Origin of the sequence: Vibrio sp. ZF57, from assembly GCF_001691235.1 — a bacterium.
Classification (GTDB): domain Bacteria; phylum Pseudomonadota; class Gammaproteobacteria; order Enterobacterales; family Vibrionaceae; genus Vibrio; species Vibrio crassostreae_C.
Genome location: NZ_MAKD01000099.1, coordinates 1 through 24,405 on the forward strand (window position 1 = coordinate 1; position 24,405 = coordinate 24,405).

The window sequence follows — 24,405 nt, forward strand, 5'->3', positions numbered from 1 at the left end:
TGAGGTGATGATATCACCTCTAACTAAGTGACCAAATTCAGCGTACCACTACATACTTAACTACTTAGCTACTTAGCTACTTAGCTACTTAGCTCGGATTTGTTTGAAGTAGCTTTGTTTTCAATTAACTTACTTGCACTTCGCTTATTTTGAACCACGCTTATTTAAATCAGCCCTTCTCGGATACCCAATCAATGCTCATCACAAAATATCAAGCCCTTGCCCTTTCATCAGTTGCTTTGCTCGTTTTAGGTTGCTCTCCATCATCAGATACACCCTCGGTCAGTAACATCAGTGATTACCATGGCTCAGCGAGTATTACTCAAGGGTTGGCGAACACCGTTGAATCGAATCTCTTTGAGTGTGCAAATGGACGTAGCCGAGTGGCGGGCGTCGGGGAAATTACGGACTCCGAAGGAAAGGTTTGGACGGTTCCAGCCAAGAACAACTTTGCGACAGGGCCAAAAGCCTTTGATCTTTATGAAGAGTGCTCAAACACCACGCCAAGTAGCCTAGCCGAAGTCGATCAAAGCTCTGTACCTGTAGCGATAGTGGATCAAGACGGTGAGGAAATAACAGGCTATATTTTTGCCGATAACTATTTCGAACTTTATATCAACGGCAAGTTAATCGCGGTAGACACCGTTCCTTTCACACCGTTTAACTCAAACATCGTCAAATTTAAGGTGAAGAAGCCTTACACGATTGCCGTGAAAGTGATTGATTGGGAAGAAAACCTAGGTCTTGGCAGCGAAGATAACCGCGGAAAGGCATACCACGCTGGTGATGGTGGCTTTATCGCGAGCTTTAGTGACGGAACCGTGACAGGACCAGACTGGCAAGCACAAACCTTTTATACCTCACCGATTTATGACCTGACTTGTTTGAGTGAAGTGGACGGGAAGCGTCTTTCTGAAAGTTGCACCACGGAAGGAACTGACCACGGTCAAGATGCCTACGCCGCTCATTGGGAAACACCAACCAACTGGATGAACCAAGAGTTCGATTCAACATCTTGGCCTCAAGCATCGGTATATTCAGAAGACGATATTGGCGTGAACAATAAAAAAGCGTACATGAACTTTATCGAAAAATTCAGTGGTGCTGGCGCAAGCTTTATCTGGTCGACAAATGTCGTTCTCGATAATGAAGTGCTACTGAGATACGAAGTTAAGTAGCTTTATTCCTTTGTAAGCAAGCCCAGTCACGAGTATGACTGGGCTTACTACTCAAACAACTTGCTGATGTTTCTAATTCACAGCGAACCTGATCCTAATCTTGAGTCGTTTGATTACGACGAAGTTTGCGAAGTCTTGCTTGCTCCACGTGACTTAGCTTTGTAATTGTGTAACCAGCAACAAAACAACCCGATGCACAAACCCCAAAATGCGCTACCGATTCCCAGTAAATTGGTGCCAGAAGCGGTGAATAAGAAAGTAAGCAGTGCGGGTTCTCTGTAGTGACTGTCTGCCATTGATACCGCAAGGCAATTCATCAAGGTGGGCATCACCGCTAAGCCAGCAACCGCAATGACAATCTCGGAGGGTACGGCGCTAAACAGCGACACAAATGACATCCCCATCACACCAGCTAACAAGTAAAACCCGCCCATACAGATCCCAGCCATATAACGTGTCTTGGGGTTACTATCCGCATTCGGGCCCATACAAATAGCGCCCGTAATCGCTGCAAGGTTATACGCAAAGCCACCAAACGGTGCGAAGATCAAACCTGTTACCCCGGTGGTGGTAATGATCTTCGATGAATCAACTTGGTATCCATTCGCTTTTAGAACCGCAAATCCCGGTAAGTTCTGTGAAGCCATCGTCACTATAAACAATGGGATACCAACACTAAACAACGAAAAGAACTCAAAATCGGGCGAAATGAACACTGGGGTCGTTAATCCCATAGTTACCTGACTAACATCGAGTTTGCCAAAACCCACACACATGACCAGTGCGATGATGAAAATGCTTGGGATCAGTAAATTTCCTAACCGCGCTTTCGCCAGAATAAATACAGCAAGCATGACCACTACGACTTGTGCCTCTTCCACTAGCGACGTGAACAAACCCAAACCGAATTGCAATAGAATCCCCGCGAGCATCGCAGAGGCAATCGATGTTGGGATCTGTTTTAGGACTTTCTCAAATATCCCCGCTAATCCAACTAACGTGATCAACATCGAACTGAACAAAAACACGGCTACAGCCTGATTCATTGTCAGCCCTTCAAGCGATGTGATTAACAACGCCGCTCCAGGCGTCGACCACGCTGTAACCACAGGCTTCTTGTAATGAAACGAGAGCAGTATTGTGGTTACGCCCATGCCAATTCCCAACGCCCAAAACCATGACGCCACTTGTTCTTCGGTTGCTCCAGCACTCATTGCCGCTTGGAAAATAATCGCCGCAGCGCTCGCATAACCAATGAAAACAGCGATAAAGCCGGTACTGACGTGAGAAAATTTTAGCTTAGTCATGTTAATCTCTTCTTGCGTGCGTTATAACGTCCATAGACCAAACCTAGCACTGTGCGCTATAACGCACAACTTATTTGTAAAAACTTTTAGAGAAAATATGCAAACAGAAATTAAAGTTGGTGTTAATTTGAAACGCCTTCGCCAACAAAAAGGCTGGAGCTTAGACAAAACAGCGAAAGCAACAGGCGTGAGTAAAGCAATGTTAGGACAAATTGAACGTGGAGAATCCAGCCCGACAGTCGCTAAGCTCTGGCAGATAGCTTCTGGATTCGAGGTGTCACTTTCGAGCTTTATCGCGGCTAGCCCAAACAGTGAACTGACGAGTTTATTCAGAGATGCAAACGAACTAAGGCATGAAGAATACAACATTGGCTTTTTCGTCAGTTTGTTGTTTCCTTTTGAGGAAGCACTAGGATTTGAAATATTCGAACTCACCCTAGCACCCGATTACCAGCATGAATCCGCCCCACATAACGCAGGCGTCACTGAGCACATCTTATGCATTTCAGGAGAGATGGCCGTGATGTTTGATGATGAGTGGCATACGTTACGCGCAGGACAAGCCGTTCGCTTCAATGCCAACCAGACCCATGCCTACAAAAATATCGGTGAAGGAAACGCCGTATTTCATAATGTGATTCACTACCCTAATAACAAGCAATAGTGCCGGTTCTGGCGCTAACAGATGTTTAGCTCTAACCGGATGCTTAACGCTAACGGATATTCAGCGCTAACGAAAGAGCTGGCAGACCACTGGCTGTTACTAACTTAAAGCGACTATACGTTGACGACCATACTGCCATCTTCGGCTTGATAACGAGCCCATAGTTGAGAGAGGTTTTCTTTATTAAGCTGTATCTCTTTTTCTTTCAGAAACGTTTCGTTGTGCAGCTTCGAATACGAGCGCTCAGCAAGGTCACAGCTAAATGTAACGATGGTTTTCCCTTTCCCCATTCTAGCCGCAGCGTATAGCGCACCTGCTACGTTCAACGACGAACTGCTTCCTAGAAGAATACCGTCATGTTCCGCAACAAGGCGGGATATCGTCACCAAATCCTGATCGGGAAGCGTGATGGCACGATTGATTTTTGCCTGCCTGAAATTTTCAACCGTTCGCATGATCCCTATGCCTTCCGTGAACGAACTTCCCGTTGATTGATAGTGTCCATTACGTAGAAACGAATAAATGCCGGACCCATTTGGGTCAACTAACCAAGTTTCGAGATTGGGTTGCTGCTCAGATAGATAGTGTGAGTTTCCGGCAATGGTTCCACCCGTCCCCACCACTGAAACTAGAGCATCAATATTCCCCTGTGTTTGCTGCCAGATCTCAGGTCCAGTATTTAAATAGTGCGCTCGATAATTACTGAGATTTTCAAACTGATCTGCCCACCAATAACTCTCATTTTCGACACCAATCCGCTTAGCTGTGTGGTAAAAATGTTCAGGGTTTGCAAAAGGACAAGGGTCGACCAATAACAGTTCAGCATTATAAAGCGAGATCATGCGCTCTTTCTCTTGTGCCTGCCCTTTTGGCATCACCACCAACATGTTGTAACCGAGGGATTTAGCGACCAGAGCAAGTCCTATTCCCGTATTACCAGCAGTACCTTCAACGATTGTCATTCCCGGCTTAAGCTTACCGGCTTCTATTGCATCCATAACCAACTGAAGTGCCGCTCTATCTTTAATCGAACCACCCGGGTTCTGGTGTTCGCACTTAATAAGAATCTCACAACCTGATATCTCTGAAAGACTGTTGATTCTAACAAGATCGGTATCGCCAATCAGTTCACTGAGATTGTTTGCAATATGGGCAGATGACATCGCGACTCCATTTATTTGTTGAGGATAAGTTTGTTCATCGATTGGGTTGTCGATGATCATAAGCGTAGCTCTGGGGTCTGCTTAGTCAAGAAGTGCCGGAATTGAAAAGACTCTCATTTTCCAAATAGCAATTATAATTAGGGGTGACCGATTAGATTGAGGGCAAAAAAATGTTTCTAAAAGAGAAAAAACCGGTGACCTCGTTGATGTAACTGAAATGACCAAATTAACCAACTTATTTCAAGACAGTATCGAAGGTCGGTTTCAAGCAGGCGAAGAACAGCAAGACCCTGAGATGTTTAAAAAGTCCGAACTGATGTTTATGTCAGGGGAAGAGTTACCTCGATGCTGGACAGATCCAAACTACCGCTCAGGGACTAAATAACCTTAGCGCTTCCAGATCACCCGATGAGTCGCAATTTAAGCTCTGTTCTAAAACTGTTTCACGATCGCCTTGTAGGCTATCCCCCTGTTAAAACATTCAGACGCATCTTTACTAGACACAAAAAGCGAGCCACTTGGGCTCGCTTTTGATTGTCTTTTTCTTGCTTAGACTTCAGTTCAGATTACAGAAGTTCTACCGACTGTTGAGCAATCACGAATTCTTCGTTGGTTGGCAAGCTATTATAATCGCACCTATTAACACGGGTTTGGACAATTATGATTTAGAGTATTAGCTTCAAGGCCAGACTAGCACGGGAATAAATCAAACCTTGGGGTGAGTTTTTATTCAAACAATAACGCCTCTCTCCTGTTAAATCATTCAACAAAGAGAAAGGCGTTAGATTACTAGACAGGTTCTCTATAACAAGACTAAAGCTCTATTTTGATCTTTCTTTTTTGAACAACATCAAGAGTTAATTGTCCATTGGTTTGCGATGGTAACGAGTCCTTGCTCGCTATAATATCCATCTCAAATATACAGCTATCAAAACCTTGAGTTAACTGTGCTTGCGTTTGACCAAACACTTCACTCAAGCTCTTATTGTAAGAGCCTGAATTAAGTAGATGCTCACCAGCGTTAATATCTGGTGACACAGTTCTGATATTGGTCTCAATACTATTTTTACAAGTTAGCGTTTCCACTAGGTAAGAGTATGTATGGTCTGCCTCAGGAGCCCATGATACATCTATCACTTCGCCTGCAAAGCTTGTCGTTAATGTAAAGGGTAACGGTAGTTCATTCACTGCCAGTGAACTTTGAACAACATCCCCTCTCAATAACTTTACAATGTACTCTGAGGCGCTTGCTGAAACATCTCCACCATAATAGTAAACACCTCCTTCCGCCGATGTTTCAGCTAACGAGAAGTTTAGGCTATCAACTTCAGCAACTAGCTGGTCACCGCCATTAATTGCAACATAGTTAAACGAACTATCTTGAACATATCCTTCGATTTCAGCCTCGGATGGGCTTGTTACCGATAATGCAAAGAACACTCGTAAATCAGAAGCTGCATAATCACTACTGTAACGAGTGACAGTATCCTCTGAGTTTGCAGAGGAAGAGCTACCGCCGCCGCTTCCTCCACCGCAACCTACAAGTAACGTTAACATCAGCGCACAGTATAATTTCTTAAAATGACCCACTTTTATTCTCCTTCAAAATAGGTCGTACTTTACGTGTACCAAACCAGTAGCCCAAGCACATTAAAGGAAACATTGCTAATGTCCGCCATAGGTTATTTAAACCGACTAACTGGAATAAATATACAATCCCAAAGAAATATAAAAACGATACAGCTATACACAAAGTGAAGTACGGATATTTATTGCGTACAGGCCTCAGCACTGGTGCGAATATGATCGTAATCGTATAGACAACACTTCCGAGAGCAGCCAAAAGATAATCACCTTTAAAAAAAAGAATCCCTACTCCACACCAAAGCACACTACATATAGCAGTTACATCCCATTTATCATCTCTGTTAGTCACATCTCACCACCGTATTACAACCGACTGACGCGGCATCGTTAATTGTCCCTACATTTTCTACAGTTTGCTTGATAACCGGAGCCCCAAAATACACGGTATCATCTATCATTCCAGCAGCCTTTCCTGCAGGACCAATCATCATACCAATAAAATTAGGCCAACTGGAGTCTAAACCCCATGCAGCCGTTGCCAAGTACCCCCCCGCAACAGGGTTCAATGCACCAACCCCAATCGACATCGTAGATAAAACATTCGCGCCGATTTGAGCGGTTTCTTCAGCTGTAGTTTCAAGATAATCAGACATTGGCTGTCCAGCTTCTTCCGCTAAATATGCATTTGCAGCATTTTTCTGAAATGTTTCTTTATCCACATATATACGCTGTCCTCGGTAATTTACCCAGCCCATCTCGTTATAAAGATAGATAGTAATCACACTCATAGCAGAACGCATCACTGCATCTCGACTATTCGCTCCGCTCGCAGCTGCCGCAATACCCGACACAATTATCATACCTCCAGCTTCCTGAAGCGTCAGCGTTTTATCACCGTCATGAACAATGCCACCGCCAAGCTTACCAATGACACCACTGATAAAGCCTTGCTTGAAGCTGCCACCTTGCAGCTCATGGAAGCCGCCTTGCACCACACCATGAGCGACGGGCAGAGCGGCGCCAAACGGACTTGTGCCACCCGCAGCACCATGAGCTACCCCATAGGTGACACCCGCAGACAGCCCTCCTAACACGCCAGCTTGCATCGAGTCACCAAAGTCACCTGTCGTGATATAAGTTGTAGTAAAAGAGGTACTAGCCCCTGAAGCCATCACTGCTCCTATAGTTTCTGTTCCAAAAACTCCAGCGGCTCCATACCCCATCGCGATAGCGCCAACCACCATCCCTGCCATTTGTATTGCCGGGTTTTCAAAGGTTTGACTCACCACAAAAAAGGCCATGGCCGCGGCCCACCACACCCAATGCCCCGTCGGGTCCGTATATTTTAACGGGTTGTTATAAACGTACGCGTAACGGTTGTAACTTTGGCTAAAGCTTGGTTCTGGTACGAACGTGTCCGCACTCAAGAATCGACCAATGGCTGGGTCGTAAAGTCGAGCGTTCATGTTGATAAGACCGCTGCTGTTACCGACATTTTCATGCCCAGTGAAACCGCGCATCTCAGCGTTGGTAAACATCGGTGTGGCTTGTAACTCTGCCGACGCTAAAAGCTCACCAAACGGCGTATAACCACGTTCTATTTGCACTTGCCCATTCGGGTCGGTGATTAAATCTGCCGTCCCTAACGCATCTCGATGGAAGTAAGCGGTTCGGTCAATTTGCTTTTCACTGCCAATTAACGTTTTCACGTGCTCAGCGACCGCCTGACTGTCTGCCATAAATCGGTGGCGCATCGCTGTTACAACCTTACCGTCCGCGTTGGTCGACACCTCTAACTGGTACTCAGGGCTGATGTAGTAGGTTGTGACACCATCAGACGTCTGTTTTACACGCTCTCGCTCACTGCCATACTCATACTGAGCAACCGCGCCATTGTCATTAATGTGCTTGGCCTTGTTAAACGAGTTCCAAGCGATGGTTCTTCCGCGACCTGAAACCATATTGCCGTTGGCATCATACGTGTAATCGCCAACCAATTGCCCGTTGGCATTAACATTAAACTGGCCTTGTCCGGTTTTATACGTCAAGTTTCCATACACATCATAACGGTAATCGCGTTCGACCTGAGCAACGCTGCGGTTATCGCTGTAGTGCCATTGTGTTAAACGGTCAAAATCATCGTACTGGTAGTACTCTTGTTGATTTCGGACAGCACTGACTTTGCGCAGAACGTTACCACGCTCATCGTAAGTATAATGAATGTCTCGAAGGTAGTTATCTCCCATTCCCGTCGTTATGCGTTGAACCGTTCCGCGAGAGCGGTCAATATCACGCCTTGTCAACATTCCATTACCAAAGAGTTCCCCACCAATTCGTCCAAAGTTATCACGACTGGTCGCTACCCAGACAATTTCCGCCGTATCATCGTCTAGACGTTGGTCCATTATCTCTTGAAGCTCTGCCTCCGCAACCACCAAATCATCGAGTTCATCGGTTAAGTTAGACAGTAAATCGGTTTCTTGTCTGGCTAACGCGGCATTTTGCTGAGCTTGCACAATCAATTCATTCGCGCGACGCTCTGCATTATCAGAGGCGGCTTGATAGTGGTTAGCCTGACTCTGCTTTTGGTTTGCCTGAGCACGCTGACGATTCGCAATCGCTTGATAGTGGTTTGCCCATTGATTATAAACTTGCGTTAAGTTAATACTGGCTTGAGCACCATTGAAGCAAAACTTATTGCCTTTCCACGTCGTACAGCGGTGAGTTTGAACCATCCATAATGGTACTTTAGCGGTAAAATACTCTTTCTTTTTACAATTTCCTTTCCAATCTTTCTTAGTACATCGGTCATATTTGTAATACGCGTAGCCATTTTGTGTTTTGTAGTTACTGAACACTCGATTACCAAAAGCTCGCCAGTAATATTGTGCGCTACGACGATAACTCGCGGCGCGGTTAGCATTAATATTGGCACTTCGAAATAACGAACTCGCGCTGGCGCTGAGTTTGTTGGCGGTATGTTGGTAACTATTACTTTTGGCAAACAACTGCGCTGCCGCTTGACGTAAACGCTCAGACTCTTCGATATAAAATTGCGCACTTTTCTCAAGCTCATAAGCCTGCATCTCGAGTTCAACAATGCGTTCTGAGGTGGCTTTTAACGCTTCCTCAATTTGCAGGTATTGGCTATCCCAAATATCAGAATAAGGGATACTCATTCGCTTAAGCAGACCATTCACATCGTAATCTTTATCTAAGTTCATCCCCGACGGGAAAGTCACCCGACTGAGACGACCTTCTTCATTGTACTCGTAGTAGGTCGTGTACTCTGAGCCATCAATGGATAGGGTCATCGATTGAGTGCGTCCCAACGCATCGTACGTATAACGACGTTGGCTACTGTCACTGCTGGAGGCATCCAGTCCGCCTTTCAACGATTGGTCATACTGCCATTGATTGATTTCATCTGGGCGAGTTTCATTGATTTTACGACCGAGTGCATCATAAGTGAACGTGGTGCGCTGTCCTTTCGCATTCTGTTGCCAAACCAGCTCCCCCCACGCGTTGTGACCATACGTCCAAGTGCCCATCGCAGGGTCAATCATCTTGGTTTTATAACCGAGCTGGTCATAACTCAGCTCCGTTATCAGCCCATTGGTATCGGTTTGTGTGAGGTTACCGACTGCATCATAGGTATAACGTAGGGTTGACTGACCATTTTCTACGATTTGGACCGTTTGTCCCAAACCATTGGTTTGCTCAACCTTCTCAAATGTACCGGGGCCCGTTATTGTTGCGGTTAAACCTTGATAGCGAGTGGTCGCAACAAGGTCACCGACATCTTCCGTTGGTTGAGTTTGAGCAGTAGGTCGACCTAGCGCGTCATAAGTAGTTTGTAACCAGTACGTCGCATCCCCTGCAAAATACCCCTCGAAATAAGGCACAGTTTCCCCAACGAGCTGCCCTTTAACATCGTAAGCCTTATCAACCATCACGGTCTTACCATCACCGTTCAATTGCTTGGTGCGTACTTCACGCCCCAACTTGTCAAAATACGTGGTCGATAAACCGCCCTGAGAGGTTTGCGTGGTCACCATGAAGACACTGCGGTCACCCAGCGTCAATCCGTGTTGGTCTAGGCCGGCATCGGCGCCATCGCTCCATTCATAAACTTGCTCAACCCAGTTACCATCGGGCAAAGTTTTCTTAATTTCTCGACAATAATCGTCATAAGTAAACCGGGTCATCAACCCATTCGCATCGGTGACGGTGTCGGGCAATCCACACGAGTTGTTATAAGTGGTCGTGACAAAGTGACCAAGGGCGTTGGTATGTTTCGTCACTCGACCTAAAGCATCGTACAGGGTCGTCGATTGACGCGTTTCACCACTGCCAGTCGTACGCTCTAAGGTGCGAAATCCGCTGGCATTGTAGTCAAATTGCGTCGTTAACGAGAGTGCATGTCCAGGCTCGACGGTTTGCTTAACCAAAGCCCCGGTATTTGCATCATAAGAAAAGGTCGTATTTCTCGTTTGAGAATCGTGACCATTGGATTTGGTCACAGATACATCACGAGGTTTTCCGATTAACCAACGCTGCGTATCATGCTGATAGCGTGTGCTCGTTTTTTCAACAAATCGTTCACCATTACCATCCTCGACCGTTCGTGTGATGGTATCGGGGAAATTAAGCGCATCGTAACCTTGATATTGCGTAACCGTATGGGTCAAAAGGTTTCCTGATGTATCCCAAGCTGATTGACGGCTTTCAATCATTTGTGGCCAAGACTGCCCAGCGATAGGAGACGTCACCTCACGATAGTCAAATTCACTTTGAGCAATCTTTTGGTTATTGATTCGCGTTTGTGTACGCTCAGCATAGGGTGTCCAATCACTGCTGTAGCCGGTCACGGTGGAGGTGAGAGTGTGGCTCGCTAAGTCTTTGGTTTGTATTTCCCCAAATCCGAGCAGGCCCTTATCAGGGTGAGCGTGATACCCTCTATAGAAGTACTCAGTACGGTTCATACCGCCTATGCCATTACTGCGCTTAAGTGCCTTGACCACTTTGAAGTTTGGCTCAAGTGCAATGAGCCCTGAAGGCGCTTGCGCCTCTTGGAACACAGAGGCATTTCCTGTTAATCCATACTCAAACTCACTTTTCACACCTAACCCTGACGTCACCGATTTAAGTAAAGCCAGCGGCTCGAACTCATAAGAGAGGCATGTCAATCCATCGATAGAGCGATAACAGTCACCGATTAAACCATCTCCATTGGCGTCGACGCCTTTTTTGAACGGTCCGTAAACGTTATTCACAGCCATAGAGTAAATCGTGGTTTTAATACCAAAGAGTTTTTTGATGTAATTTCCAGAGAATGACATCTTGTCTTTAAGCAAATCAAGGTCGGCATTTAACGTGGCTAACACGGTCGGCGAATTAAAATGCTTACCGTTGCCATAAGCACAATAAACGCGCTCTCCAGCGATATAGCACAAGTCAGGCAATCCATCGCTGTTTCGGTCAGACAGCATGATGGACGCTTCAACCTGTGATACGTTATTCTCATTACCGGTATCGATTCTAAAATGGTCTTGTCCTAGCGTTAACCATGTTTTAGCGGCATCAAAGCCTTGCCCTGTATTCTGGTGGCAAACAAAATCGTTTCCTTGTCGGTAACATAGCTCCGCCAATCCGTCACCGGTGACATCAACAAGGTTCATGGTACGTTGCAATTGCTCAACCACCTTGACGTCTTGCTCGTGGGTATTATTATTCGGTGATTGTGAGGCGGTGTTTTTTAACCCAACGGGCAATTGACTTGCCCATCGTTGAGCAGCTTGAAAAGAGAGTGTACTGCTGTCGGATTTTTGACCCAAAGCGCAATAAAAATGGCCATCAAGCTTCACGCCACACAAATCAGCAAAACCATCTTGGTTAATATCAATAAATTGGCTTTGTGGCAGATTCACAGGGTCGAAATCAATACTCCCAAGACCAAAGGAGATTGACTGATACGTTTTCTCTAACGGGTAACCTTGGTCCATTAAGACATAATCGGCGCTCAGTCCTCGCCCTGTATTGTTGGCGCACACCACTCGGTTGGATTCCACTCGGCAAACATCCGCCAAACCATCGTTATTCGCATCCAGCAGCCTTACTGCATCATCAATGGTGTAGTTTCGGCTCCAGTAGCGCCCTGAATCAAACGAGCGTCCTTGGTTATTTAACGCGCAGAAAAAACCGGTTTCATTAAATGCACACAAGTCTTGAAAGCTGTCTTCATTAATATCAAGTAAGCTCAACGACGCGTAATTTTGAGCCTCCTCCCATGCGCTGCCTTGAAAGTCGTGACTCCACTTCGTCGCGAAGGCGTAGTTCCCTTGTCCTTGGTTAATTCCGCAATAAAGTCCATCGTCAAGGTAACATATGTCACTGAGACCATCTCGGTTGATATCACCCGCAACAAACCCTTTAAATTCATCGAGAGAATACAGTGTTTTTTGCTCAGGCTCTCCCTCTGCATATGGGTTACTTTCCCATTCAAAAGTGTGCGCAGGCATGCAATCGCCACCAGAGCCGCACACTCGAAAACTCTCCATTCGACTGAATTCAATGCCTTGAGAATTGACTTCACCGTATGCAAATTCAATGCGGCGAAGCCCATGGCCATCGCGGTTAATTTGAATATGGTCGAGCTTTTTTCCCAGTGTCTGCTTGTGGCCAAAACGATAGGCAGTAAGCACGTCAGGGCGGTTCGTATAGTTAAAAGCAAGGTTCACGTCGGCATATTGAATATTATCGAGGTAGCGCTGACCTTGGTGGGTGCGATAGCGAAAGTCGATACCATTTTCAAATCGGTCGGATTGTCTCGAGATGAACCACTCAAGGCCATGGCCATCAATGGTTAATTGAGCATCCTCTCTTGAGCCATAACGCGTCACATACCCATCAGACGAATAAATCGTCCAGCTTTCTGGTCCAGAAGATAATTGACCGTTTGCGACAATCTTGGTCTGCCATCCCCCTTTCGTTCGATATTCACTCCCCCCTTGGCCTTCGCTACCAGACACTAAAAAGAGACGTTGACCGTCTAAGCAATACACATCGGTATCATCAAATCGCATCCCACTATTGATGCCATCGTCTTGTTCGTTACGACTACAGCGAGTAATGCTCGACAACCCGTTTAAGGTCATTCCAAGCCCTAACGGACCATTGGCAGAGCCTTGCTGATACTGAACTGATAACGCGGGAACTAAGTCGTTAACGCCACTAGGCAGTTGCAAATCGACTTGATACCCAGATTTGCCTTGAGAAACCAACGCGCGTCCACTGAGTTCACCAACCGAAGCGGCAACCGTCGGCAATGAGACGCCAACCAACATAAGTAATGAAGCGCCTGCTTTCATGATATTCATCATAACGATTCCTTATTGTTGCCGAGGTTATTGAATCTTTTTTCAATATCAATCAGGTCCGTTTCCACGTCGACCACTTGTTGTTTAATGGCTTGTATCTTAGGTGAGGCGGCGTCTGGTGTTAAAAGCGTAGGGTCATAATTCAACACAATCCCTTCACTCTCTAGCTCAGACAAAATGACACTGGCCCTTGCTAGAACCAACTCTGGAGACTCCTCCATTGATTGCGCTTCGGCCGTGTCTTGGTCTAATCTTACTTTTTCATCCACAATGTCTTGGTTGAGCGTCTTTAGCTCTGACAACATTTCAGCTTCAATGCGTTCACTTTGAGATTCAAATGTTTGCTGTGAAGCCACTTTTTGGTCACCCATCTCGCTAGCCGAGTGAGATTTTGAGCTCTGCTCTGAGTCTACTGGGGGCGCCGAATAACCGATGCGTTGAGTTTGAATTGAATTATCGTAATTGAGAGCAATGACGCCTACTCCGAGCGTAAGGGTGATAAGCACCCCAATCGTTAGCCAACGATATACCATGACGTATCCTTGTATTATCCGTATTATTGCGCTCTAAATAGGCGCTTCTGAGTGAGAGAGTTGGTGTTAATGGGATGTCTTCGATTGGCAAGATGAATGAGTAGAAGGACGCCACCAGAAAGCCACAATAGCCACAGGTGTCCGTACTGCGTGTAAAGCGTTTGGCGCTCATTCAAAGGCACCAATACATCCATAACCTGCGTTGCTTGGCTTTCCACCTGACGAAGAACGGCCCCATCAGGACCAATTAAACTGGTTTTTCCTTGATTGGTTGCATAGACGACCGACTTGCCGACTTCGGCCGCCCTGACCTGACTAAGTTTCAATAAGAATTGTTTCACCCAAGGGGTATGGGTCCATTCAACATCACTTAATAAAAAGGCGACGTTGCCAGCGTGTAATTTGGAAGTAAAAACATCGGAATAGAGCGCTTCATAGCACACCGCTAACACCGCTCGAAGCGAGCCAAACTCATGCTCTGGGATCGAGTTAGAGAGCACCTGAATATCGCCGCCTCGAGAAAGTGTCACTTGCTCAACCCAGTCGATGAACCAAGCGGGTCGATATTCACCAAAAGGCACTAATCGTTGTTTAAAGTAAATCGGTGAGGGGTGGTCACTTCGGTAAATCACATTCTGTAAATGTTGACCGTTTCTCGCTTGCCCGCCCCAAACCACCACAACGCCTTTCTGTTTCAGCTTGTCTAAACTGTCCTTCGCGAATGGCTGTATCTCTTCATAAGGCAAGGACATAGAGGATTCTGGCCACACAACGATATCAGCCTTAGGGGCTTTTAGAGACAGGGAGACATAACGTTGAATACGCTCAATAACATCGTTCTTAGAGAGTTTATGTGGACCTGTGAAGTTGCCATGTAAAATACGAACAGAAGTGTTCGATTGACTTTGCTCAGGGAGTTGGGGTAATAAGAGCGCCTGATTTACCACCCCAAAACTCATCAACATAATGACTAATAGGGGCAAAGATTTAAGACGACTTGATTTATTGCATATCAGCCAAGCAAACGAACTGGCCAGTAGGTAAACAAGGAAGCTACCACCCAATGCACCAATAACACTTAACCAACCGGAAAAGCCAACATCGAGTAACAAGAGCCCTGGATGTAACCAAGCAAAAGAAAAGACGGTGTGTTCTCTTAATATATCAAGAGACACCAAAACAAAAGGAAGTGCTATAAGCGTGCGAGAAGCTGTCAGGGTTGCTAAAAGCCAAGGAATAATGAGAAAACTGGATGATAGAAGTACGACCAACAAAGGCCAAAGTCCCCATCTAATCCAACTCGCATCCCCATACTCTTGAGCCAAATAACCATTTATCCAAAATAAGCTGGTCGTGTAATAAGCAACACCAAACAAAAACCAAAGTGCACTTTTAGAACGAACGGTTTTTAAGTTCACATGAACGACAAATGCCAACACAAAGGCCACCACCGAGACACCAACTCCGAAAGAATCGACCCGATAAGATACGGCACTCACAACACCAGCAATTATCCCTAACCACCACATAAATCAACTCAACCAATATAATAACCAACACCAATAAGTGAAATTAGTAACATATTCACAATGCATTTTATAAAGCATAATTTAAGTAAAATATAAAATTGGGATAACTGTCATGCCACCCAGATTAATGAGTAATTTATTGATAACTGGTTAGTAATTTCATCAATTCAATAAAGTCGTGGCTTCTAAAGTTAACAAGGTGGGAATGTTAATTAAATGTACGATAATATGAATGAGTAAAGACTCTATATCGCTGGGCACATGTGAACACATGAAACCTAATTTGTAGAGTGAAAATTTACCCATTCAAAAAGTGAATAAAAATGCAATAAATTTCGAGGTTGGAGGTTGAATTTTCTATCGATTTATTCGTCAACGAAAATGATAATGGGGCACTTTCGAGTTAGAAAGTGCCACGGGTAAAAATTCAATCCGAGAAGCTTTTGTCGAGTAGACGACACTTGTTACCAAGTGCCGCCCCTCTAAGAACCGTACGTGCAACTTTCACTGCATACGGCTCAAGCCTCCACTAAGGCATCATTGATACCCAGCAACTTATAACGCAGTCGGGACAGGCTCTTTCCAAGAGTTACGAGCTAGCCTTTTAGATTTTCTCTTCACCAAATATTCTTGGTATTGAGGGTCAAAAGGGGTCGCTGCATTCCTGATTTTTACGTGTCGCTCGATGGGCACTTTAGCTATTTGGAACAGATTGAAGTGACAGTCCATGTCCATGATTTTCTGCCAACCGTGAAATTGCCACTGGCCTTTACGATTGAGAAAATACTTATGAACAACCCAGTCTTTGGACTTGGTTGGATGACGTCTAACTGCCCAGTGCCATAACGCTTGGAATAGTTTGTGGCCGACATACCCGAATACTTGTTTAGCAACACAGTGGCGATAGTAATTCGCCCACCCTCTAAGTTTCGGATTTATCAACTTGATAAGATCGTTAACAGGGATGGTTGCGTGCTTTTTAATAAGTTCACGTAGATTTCTAAGGAATAACAGCGTGTTAGATTTGCTCGGTTTAATGAGCAATTTCCCTTTGTACTTCCTGTGATTGAAACCCAGAAAGTCAAAGCCATCATCAATATGAGTGACCTTCGTTTTCTCTTCGGAGAGGGTTAACCCTCTTTCTGCCAGAAAGTCAGCAATCAACGGTTTGATATCGTTCACTAGCACTTCCTTTGAAGAGCAGGTGACCACGAAATCATCCGCATAACCAATAAAGTTGGCCCTAGCACCCATTTTCAGAGCTGTAGATTTTATTTGTTGCTCTATTCCCGCGAGAGTCATTAGCATCAAGGTTGGAGATATTATTCCACCTTGAGGTGTACCCTCATCGGTATCATAGAACAGACCCTTATCCACATAGCCAGACTGTAACCATTGCTCTAACATACGTTTATCTACCGTGATATTGTCCATAAGCCATTGATGCCCGATTTTGTCGAAGCAAGCCTTAATATCTCCCTCAAGAACCCATTTCGCTGATCGCTTTAGAGCCAAACATTTGAAACACTGACTGACGGCGTCAGCCGTACTGCGATTTGGCCTAAACCCATAGCTATTGAGGTCGGCAAGCGTTTCGGACACTGGTTCTAATGCTAGAAGGTGGAGGGCTTGTTGCGCTCTATCAATCATGCATGGAATACCCAATGGCCTGAGCTTACCGTTCTTTTTGGGGATGTAGATACGTTTGAGTGGTTTTGCAGAGTAAGCCTTGCGGCTCAGTTGATTGACTGCTTTCATACGGCGTACATCTGTGTTCCAGGTGACACCGTCTATTCCAGACGTTTTATACCAATTAAAGTAAAAATGTGATCTAATTAAGATTGATGAATTATTGTGCTGCCTTTATTCTGAGAGACTCGCTTAACCGCAAGAAGCTTGGCTGAGCGAGAATGAGTCAAGAGCCACTGTAAGGACTTCACCTTACCGTATTTCTTTTCTCTCGTTGCTTTTGCGATACGCATTTGAAGCTTCAATACGTGTGCTTCAACGGATTTCCAGTCGATGGACTGCCATTGAGCGCCGTCAGAAGATGCACTAATCTCTTTCGAGATCACCATTTGCTTTTCTCCTTGAATAAAGTTCTTCAAATTCTCTCGCAATGGGAGACCAGTCGGAAGTGGGCTCACTTTCGTGATCAGACATAAGTCTGTATCTGCATCATTACAATGCAGCTTTCGCTTTTTCCGACCTCCTATACCTGCATCACTATCGGCCACAAAGGCTTTCCCAAAGGGAGTGATACAGGCTTACCCTGTTCCGTATGTTACGTAAAATGTCAGCTTAGATGCCCACTATAGTGCGGAGAGTACGGCGACCACGAAAAAGTACTGTCCAACCTCTTTCCAACTCTCATTGCCTTTTGGCCACAGCGTATTAACCACTTCCGCTGCTTCATCATATAACGCACCTTGAATGGATTCACATACGTTCATCATACTGACTACCTAGCACTTACCCGAATTGTGGTTTTCAGGAGGAACGTCCTCTCACGATTCTTTTCCCACTCAGCCCAACGGCCAAGTTTCGTTACATTGTCCGAGCCGCTGCTTTATTCAGGCTCGTAGGTTCATCTGGTGATACAGATGGTTCACTCGTTAAGCGGTGAACAACGCTTCATACGACCTCAGGTCGCACGGACAGAAATCATTTAGACTATTTACTTAAATCGGGAGTCACCGGATTAGTTCAGGTATCTAAAACTCCAAGGTCTCACCATCAGCAGGAATAAGGACTTTATCTGACAAACCGTTTTTATCAATTGCTTCTTTAAGAATTGGTCGAGTCACTGCACAGTGATTGAGTGCCTCCATATGGTTCGCAACCACCTTATTAGGGGAAAGGCGAATAAACTCCATGACCTCATCAATAGACATCAATAACGGTTGACCAACGTCCATACGAGCACGACCTGCCGCGACTACTGTGATATCAGGTTTCAACTCAGTCAACGCTCGTTTTACATCATCGGTTAGAACTGTATCACCGCTAATGTAAATAGAAGGCTCATTGGGGAGCTCCAAGAAAAATCCAACACCATTAGCCATTACCTTGTGAATCCATCCATGGCCGTGCAAAGCCGGAACCGCGGTGAGCTTTCCGTCTAGAAAGTCGATAGTTTGCCAGTCTTCAATTCCCCAATTTACCGTTAAGTCATATTTTTCTAGGTAAGCCTTATCTTTGGCTGGTGTCGCAACTGGGATATTACGACTTGTTAAAAACGTCTCACCTGCCGGATCTAGGTGATCTCCATGTTGTAATGCCTTGATACCAAGTGTTTGACTGTGAGTAATTAAGGTATGAGTAACCTTGTTTAGTAGCTCATCGGCATTACTTGGCATCTCAACGGTTGGATTTTTCGCGGCCTTAGCCTTAATGACTGAAAACGGAGGCATAGAGCCTTTTTTCCCCAACATAGGATCAATAAGGATAAATTTTTCGCCAGATTCAATAATAAATGTTGCGCTACGTAGGTGGTGGATCTTCATAATGCCTCTCTAAACTCACTAACAAGCCATGTTCTCTATGAGATTTAGTATGCTTCTTTCTAGTTTCTTGTGATACTGTCTTGAAAGTCAACATTCGCGCAAATCGAGACACTTGTGAACAAATCAACCGAGCTAATTAAAATTACGATGGTAGCCTTTGAAGGCATCAGTGCTTTTCATCTCTCTGTGCCTTGTCTGGTGTTTCAAGATATCTTTTTCGGTCAGCCGGTTCGGTTTGACTTGAGGATCTGTTGCGAAAACAGCTTGCAGTTTGAAACAAGCTCTGGATTTGGTGTGGTGCTCGATAGAGATTTGAGCGCTATTAAAGAGGCGGATATTGTGATTGTTCCAAGCTGGCCAAATGACCTGCCAGAGCCAAGTGAGCGACTTATAGAGGCGCTAATAGAGCATCATGGGAAAGGTAAGCTACTAGTAGGACTCTGCCTCGGGTCTTATGTACTTGCATGTGCTGGCGTTCTCGATGGAAAACGTGCCACAAGCCATTGGGCGTTTTCCGAACAATTTCAGCAGCAATTTCCTAAGGTGGATTTTGACCCAAACCCTCTATTTGTTGAACATGAGACTATCATTACCTCTGCTGGAGTAGCTGCTTCACTCGATTGTTGTCTACATATAGTGCGCCGTTTGTGTGGTAGTGAGCTTGCGAATGATCTCGCACGTAAGATGGTGACTGCGCCATCTCGTACTGGTGGACAGCAGCAATACATACCAGCACCAGTCAACATAAAACCTCTTACAGAGACAAGTATTAGCCTTGTGATTGAGCTGGTGGAGCAGAGCCTTAATCAGTGTCACTCACTAGATGAAGTCGCTGAGCGCTGTGCGATGAGTAAACGTACCTTCACACGCCAGTTTAAATCCACCTATGGCTGTACATTTGGTGAATGGCTGCAAAACCGACGTTTGGTGCTTAGCCAACGTCTATTAGAAACCACGAAACTATCGATACCTCAAGTTGCAGAGCAAGCGGGTTTTGGCTCTGACAGTGTATTCAGAAAGCACTTTAAATCGGCTTTTCATGTATCGCCGATTCAGTGGCGCACTACATTCAAGCAATAGTCTTAATTTCATTGAGGGCGATGGGGCTAGATCGTCGCATCTATTACTTTTTGTATCTGAAACCTTGCAAGTTCAATTCTAGGCGTTTTTGGGGCATCACAAGCCAGCCCTAACATCACTAGTTTGAAGCTACAAAATGATTTGCCGAAATCAATAGAATGAGTTTTGACTATCTCGCTATAAGGCCACTTAGCGATGGTCTATCCAACATATAAGATCAAAAAAGCGAGCACTAAGCTCGCTTTTAACTATCTGTTTTTGAAAAAATTACAGCAGTTCAACCGACTGCTGGGCGATCACGAATTCTTCGTTGGTTGGGATAACCATTGCTACTGCGTCTAACATTTCAGACTTAGCGATGATCCCTTCAGCACCAAAGCGAGCAGATTCGTTACCTGCTACATCTTCAACGAAACCTAGAATCTTAAGGTTGTTTAGGATTTCACGACGAATTGGTAGAGAGTTCTCACCGATACCACCAGTGAAGATGATACCGTCTAAAGAATCTAGCGTTGCTAGGTAAGAAGCAACGTATTTCGCTACGCGGTAAGTAAACACCTCAAACGCAAGCTTAGCGCCTTCGTGGCCCTCTTCCATTGCTTCTAAGATGCCACGAGCATCGCTCGTAAGACCAGACACGCCAAGGAAGCCAGACTCCTTGTTTAGAGAGTTAAATACTTGCTCTTGTGACCAGCCTTTCTTAAGTAGGTATTCGATGATGCCTGGGTCTAGGTCACCACAACGTGTGCCCATCATTAGGCCTGAAAGTGGTGTGAAGCCCATAGAAGTATCAACACTGTTACCATCTTTAATAGCACATACAGATGCGCCGTTACCTAGGTGAACAGAGATGAAGCTCGATTTTTCGATTGGCTTGTTAACCATCTTCGCAGCTTCACGGCTAACGAAGTAGTGGCTAGTGCCGTGGAAACCGTAGCGACGTACGCCGAAGTCTGTGTATAGCTCTTTTGCGATTGCACCAGTGAATGCACGTTGAGGCATTGTTTGGTGGAAAGCAGTATCAAATACAGCGAACTGAGGTAGAGAAGGGAAAGCTTCAATTGCAGCACGGATACCGATAGCACCTGCTGGGTTATGAAGTGGAGCTAGGTCAGATAGGCTTTCAATTTCGTTCGTTACTTCTTCAGTAATGCGAACCGTTTGAGTGAACTTCTCACCGCCGTGAACGATACGGTGACCGATAGCCACGATATCAGCCGTGAAGCCTAGGTCTTCCATCAGGCCAACCAATTTGCCAATGGCAATTTTGTGGTGGTTATCTTCACCTTGAATGGCAATTTCAGTTTTCTCGCCTTGGAATTTCCAGCTCATACGAGCATCTTCAAGACCAAAACACTCCCCTAGGCCACTTAATACTGCTTCACCAGAAACAGAATCGATTACAGCAAATTTTAGGGATGAACTACCCGAGTTAATAACCAGAACAAACGAATTAGACATTGGATATGGATCCTGTTTCAGTACGAATTGGATGAAGTGTTTACTTCAATTTTAGTTAAGTCCATTATTCAATAATTTTTGAATCTTTCAACTTTTGTTTTGAAAAAATCACTAAATGAACACAATTAAGTTGATCTTGGTCATTAAATTATTTATTTCGAGAGCAGAATTAAAAAATAGTTGAATAAGAAAATTAATGAACAGGTGACGCAAACGAGTGCTCACGTTATTTTTAACTTGATTCAGTTAATTAAAGCGACTCGAACAAATGCAGGTGATCCGCTTGAAAAACAACCACCCTTCCCTTTCGTCTGCTTATCATTACCGATAACTTTTTGCTCGATTTCTCAATTGCTCAGTGTTTGCATCAAAAAGCTCACTGAAGTTGAGAATAGTGATCTGATCTTATTTTGATTGCCTTTGAGCACAACTCTACGAATAGATGCACTGTAACGACGCTTAGATAGCCTTCACTCTTTGTTTCAGCATCTTGTAGCACGTTCTTTTGGTATAGGCTTAGAACGCGATACAGCTAAGTTTTGGCACTAACATTCGTTCTAGGCGCGATGCTTAGTTTCATGGACGAAGCATAGTTACAGGAACGAAGCTTGATTAAAGTAAGTTATCTACGAATATCGAGCCGACCAAAGCTTAAGTTCAAATAGCAGGCACAAAAAAGCCGAGCATTACGCTCGGCTTTTAAATTCAGTGTCTAGACCTAAAGCGTCTAAGCGACAGGTTGATTAACCTTCGTTGCGCTCTGGACGACGACCACGGTTACCACCGCCATTGCCGTTACCATGGCCACGTTCGCCACGGAAGTTACCACGGTGATCGCCACCACGGTTACGGTCGAAACGACGTTCGCCATCACGTCCGCCAGCAGAGTTACCATCGCGAGCACCATCACGGTTGCCACGGTATCCACCACGACCGCCTTCACGGTTACCACCTTCGCGGTTGCCGCCTTCACGGTTACCACGGTAGCCTCCACCATCACGACCGCCACGGTTGCCACCACGGTTGCCATCACGACCGCCGCCGCCACGACGAGGCTCACGGAAGTCATTGAAATCAACAACTACAGCGCCAGCTTCTTTTTGACGAATGCGAAGTTTGCTTAGCTTACCAGCAGTTTCAGAGTTCATTGCTTTTGGCAGTTGAACGTAAGTAGAACCTTGGTCTAGCTTGATAGCACCGATAGAACCTTTAGTTAGGCCAAGTTCGTTTGCTAGTGCGCCAACGATGTCTTTAACCTGAACGCCTTGCTCACGGCCAACTTGTAGTTGGTAAGTATCCCAATCTTGAGTATTGAAGTTGCGACCACCACCGTCACGGCCGTTGTCACGATCTTCACGACGCTCTTTGCGACGGTTCTTATCACGCTCAATAGCAGCGATCATTGGGTCTTCGCCAACGTAGAATAGTGGGCTCTTACCTTGCTGACGCTTAAGAAGCATTGCAGCTAGAGTAGCAGCATCAACTTCTAGAGACTCTTGAAGAGTAGAGATAAGACCTGCAAAGTTTTCTAGTGCTTTGCTTTCTTTCTCAGTTTCAAGTTCAGCGCCAAGCTTAGCAACACGTGCAGCAGCAACTTGGTCACGTAGAGGAAGTTGGATTTCTTCCATTTGAGACTTAGTTACACGCTCGATTGTGCGAAGCATGCGAATTTGGTTAGTGCGAACTAGTAGGATCGCTTTACCTTTACGTCCAGCACGGCCAGTACGACCAATACGGTGGATGTAAGATTCAACATCGAATGGGATGTCGTAGTTGAATACGTGAGTGATACGTGGAACATCAAGACCACGAGCTACAACGTCAGTTGCAACTAGGATGTCGATAACACCTTGTTTGATGTGATCAACAGTACGCTCACGTAGAGACTGAGGAATATCACCGTGCAGTGCAGCAGCTTTGAAGCCACGTGCAGATAGCCAATCAGCTAGACGCTCAGTGTCTTGACGAGTACGTACGAATACGATTGACGCGTCAGTTTCTTCAGTTTCTAGAAGACGAGACATTGCTTCGTCTTTTTCTACGCCTTTAACAACCCAGAAGTTCTGCGCTACTTTATCAACTGTGTGGTTAGTACCAGCAACGTCAACTTTAGCCGGGTTACGTAGGTAACGGTCAACAATAGTCTTAACCATTGGAGGCATAGTTGCAGAGAAAAGTACACGTTGTGCAGATTCTGGAGCTTGCTCTAGGATCCAAGTAACGTCATCTACGAAGCCCATTTTCAGCATTTCATCTGCTTCATCAAGAACAAATGTGTGTGCTTCATCTAGGTGTAGACGGTCACGAGTTAGTAAGTCTTTAACACGACCTGGAGTACCAACAACAATGTGAGCACCGCGGCTTAGAGCACGCATTTGGTCAACAATTGAAGCACCACCGTAGATTTCAATAACTTTAAGACCTTTGATATCACGGCCAAGGTTTTTGATTTCCGCAGCAACTTGAATCGCTAGCTCACGAGTAGGAGCCATGATGATTGCTTGTGGTTTGTGTTGGTTCAGGTTGATTTTGTTAAGTAAAGGCAGAGAGAATGCTGCTGTTTTACCAGTACCAGTCTGTGCTTTACCTAGTGCGTCACGGCCTTCAAGAAGAAGAGGAATAGCTGCTGCTTGGATTGGAGTCGGAGAAACGAAACCCATGCTATCAAGAGCTGAAAGAATGTTATCGTTTAGGGCTAATTCATTAAATTGAATTACAGATTCGGACATTGGGATCCCACTATATATAAGTAAACAAAAGGTCCCGGGAGCTCTATCAATTCCAATACTGATCCAATCAGATACTGATTCCATTCAGAGTTACGAAGCAGTAATAAAACACTTCAAGCCATTAGGGACGTCTAAGGGAGGCGGATTATTCCCTAAATGCATAAAAAAATCCAGAAAAAATTGAAATACATCACATATTTTTCGCTTTTACATCAATACTGGTTATCATATCGTCAAAACTTGATGAATATCTCGTCACAGCACCCATCTCCTAGCAAATTGACCTAGT

Annotated in this window: 14 protein-coding genes and 1 pseudogene; 4 read left to right on the forward strand and 11 right to left on the reverse strand. The window is 45.1% G+C overall.

The genetic code is table 11. The features are described 5' to 3' along the window. The first annotated feature begins 194 nt into the window (after positions 1-194). Entirely contained in the window at positions 195-1,178 is a 984-nt protein-coding gene (locus A6D97_RS15500) for a hypothetical protein (protein ID WP_065584740.1), read from the forward strand. A 113-nt stretch (positions 1,179-1,291) separates the two neighbouring features. On the opposite strand, the gene A6D97_RS15505 is transcribed toward A6D97_RS15500, so the two are convergent. Further along, positions 1,292-2,485: a benzoate/H(+) symporter BenE family transporter gene (locus A6D97_RS15505; RefSeq protein WP_065584741.1), complete on the reverse strand. Its 1,194-nt coding sequence runs from the start codon at positions 2,483-2,485 to the stop codon at positions 1,292-1,294. Between the two features lie 97 nt (positions 2,486-2,582). Between A6D97_RS15505 and A6D97_RS15510 the strand changes: the two genes are divergently transcribed. After that, positions 2,583-3,149: an XRE family transcriptional regulator gene (locus A6D97_RS15510; protein WP_065584742.1), complete on the forward strand. Its 567-nt coding sequence runs from the start codon at positions 2,583-2,585 to the stop codon at positions 3,147-3,149. 113 nt (positions 3,150-3,262) lie between these two features. Here the strand turns inward: A6D97_RS15510 and A6D97_RS15515 are convergent, their stop codons facing one another. Continuing rightward, complete coding sequence (locus A6D97_RS15515) at positions 3,263-4,312, reverse strand: cysteine synthase A (protein ID WP_065584759.1); 1,050 nt, start codon at positions 4,310-4,312, stop codon at positions 3,263-3,265. A 217-nt stretch (positions 4,313-4,529) separates the two neighbouring features. Here A6D97_RS15515 and A6D97_RS15520 point away from each other — a divergent pair, with 217 nt between their 5' ends. Beyond that, positions 4,530-4,697 carry a hypothetical protein gene (locus tag A6D97_RS15520; protein WP_017062447.1) on the forward strand — a complete coding sequence of 56 codons (168 nt, stop codon included), beginning with the start codon at positions 4,530-4,532 and terminating at the stop codon, positions 4,695-4,697. A gap of 428 nt (positions 4,698-5,125) precedes the next feature. Here the strand turns inward: A6D97_RS15520 and A6D97_RS15525 are convergent, their stop codons facing one another. The 7 genes and pseudogenes from A6D97_RS15525 to A6D97_RS15555 form a co-directional block, all read right to left on the reverse strand. Next, positions 5,126-5,902: a hypothetical protein gene (locus tag A6D97_RS15525; protein WP_065584743.1), complete on the reverse strand. Its 777-nt coding sequence runs from the start codon at positions 5,900-5,902 to the stop codon at positions 5,126-5,128. 338 nt (positions 5,903-6,240) lie between these two features. Next, on the reverse strand, positions 6,241-13,281 hold the full coding sequence (locus A6D97_RS15535; protein ID WP_240492703.1) for an RHS repeat-associated core domain-containing protein: 7,041 nt from the start codon (positions 13,279-13,281) through the stop codon (positions 6,241-6,243). Continuing rightward, positions 13,278-13,811: a hypothetical protein gene (locus A6D97_RS15540; RefSeq protein WP_065584745.1), complete on the reverse strand. Its 534-nt coding sequence runs from the start codon at positions 13,809-13,811 to the stop codon at positions 13,278-13,280. The genes A6D97_RS15535 and A6D97_RS15540 overlap by 4 nt, the downstream gene beginning before the upstream one ends. Positions 13,812-13,834: 23 nt before the next feature. Next, positions 13,835-15,340 (reverse strand): apolipoprotein N-acyltransferase, encoded by a 1,506-nt coding sequence (gene lnt, locus A6D97_RS15545; RefSeq protein WP_065584746.1) that lies wholly within the window; start codon positions 15,338-15,340, stop codon positions 13,835-13,837. Positions 15,341-15,895: 555 nt separating this feature from the next. Further along, positions 15,896-17,418 (reverse strand): annotated as a pseudogene (ltrA, locus tag A6D97_RS15550) (group II intron reverse transcriptase/maturase). A 234-nt stretch (positions 17,419-17,652) separates the two neighbouring features. Further along, a complete protein-coding gene (locus A6D97_RS22060; RefSeq protein WP_162497971.1) occupies positions 17,653-17,796 on the reverse strand; it encodes a hypothetical protein in 144 nt (47 codons plus the stop codon). 258 nt (positions 17,797-18,054) lie between these two features. After that, positions 18,055-18,846: an MBL fold metallo-hydrolase gene (locus A6D97_RS15555; RefSeq protein WP_017068423.1), complete on the reverse strand. Its 792-nt coding sequence runs from the start codon at positions 18,844-18,846 to the stop codon at positions 18,055-18,057. 114 nt (positions 18,847-18,960) lie between these two features. Between A6D97_RS15555 and A6D97_RS15560 the strand changes: the two genes are divergently transcribed. Next, a complete protein-coding gene (locus tag A6D97_RS15560; protein ID WP_065584747.1) occupies positions 18,961-19,926 on the forward strand; it encodes a helix-turn-helix domain-containing protein in 966 nt (321 codons plus the stop codon). Positions 19,927-20,193: 267 nt separating this feature from the next. On the opposite strand, the gene A6D97_RS15565 is transcribed toward A6D97_RS15560, so the two are convergent. Continuing rightward, positions 20,194-21,387, reverse strand: a complete 1,194-nt coding sequence (locus tag A6D97_RS15565) for an acetate/propionate family kinase (protein ID WP_017064366.1) — start codon at positions 21,385-21,387, stop codon at positions 20,194-20,196. Positions 21,388-22,130: 743 nt separating this feature from the next. After that, positions 22,131-24,200, reverse strand: coding sequence for a DEAD/DEAH box helicase (locus A6D97_RS15570; protein WP_080582207.1), 2,070 nt, complete (start codon positions 24,198-24,200; stop codon positions 22,131-22,133). Between the last annotated feature and the right edge of the window lie 205 nt (positions 24,201-24,405).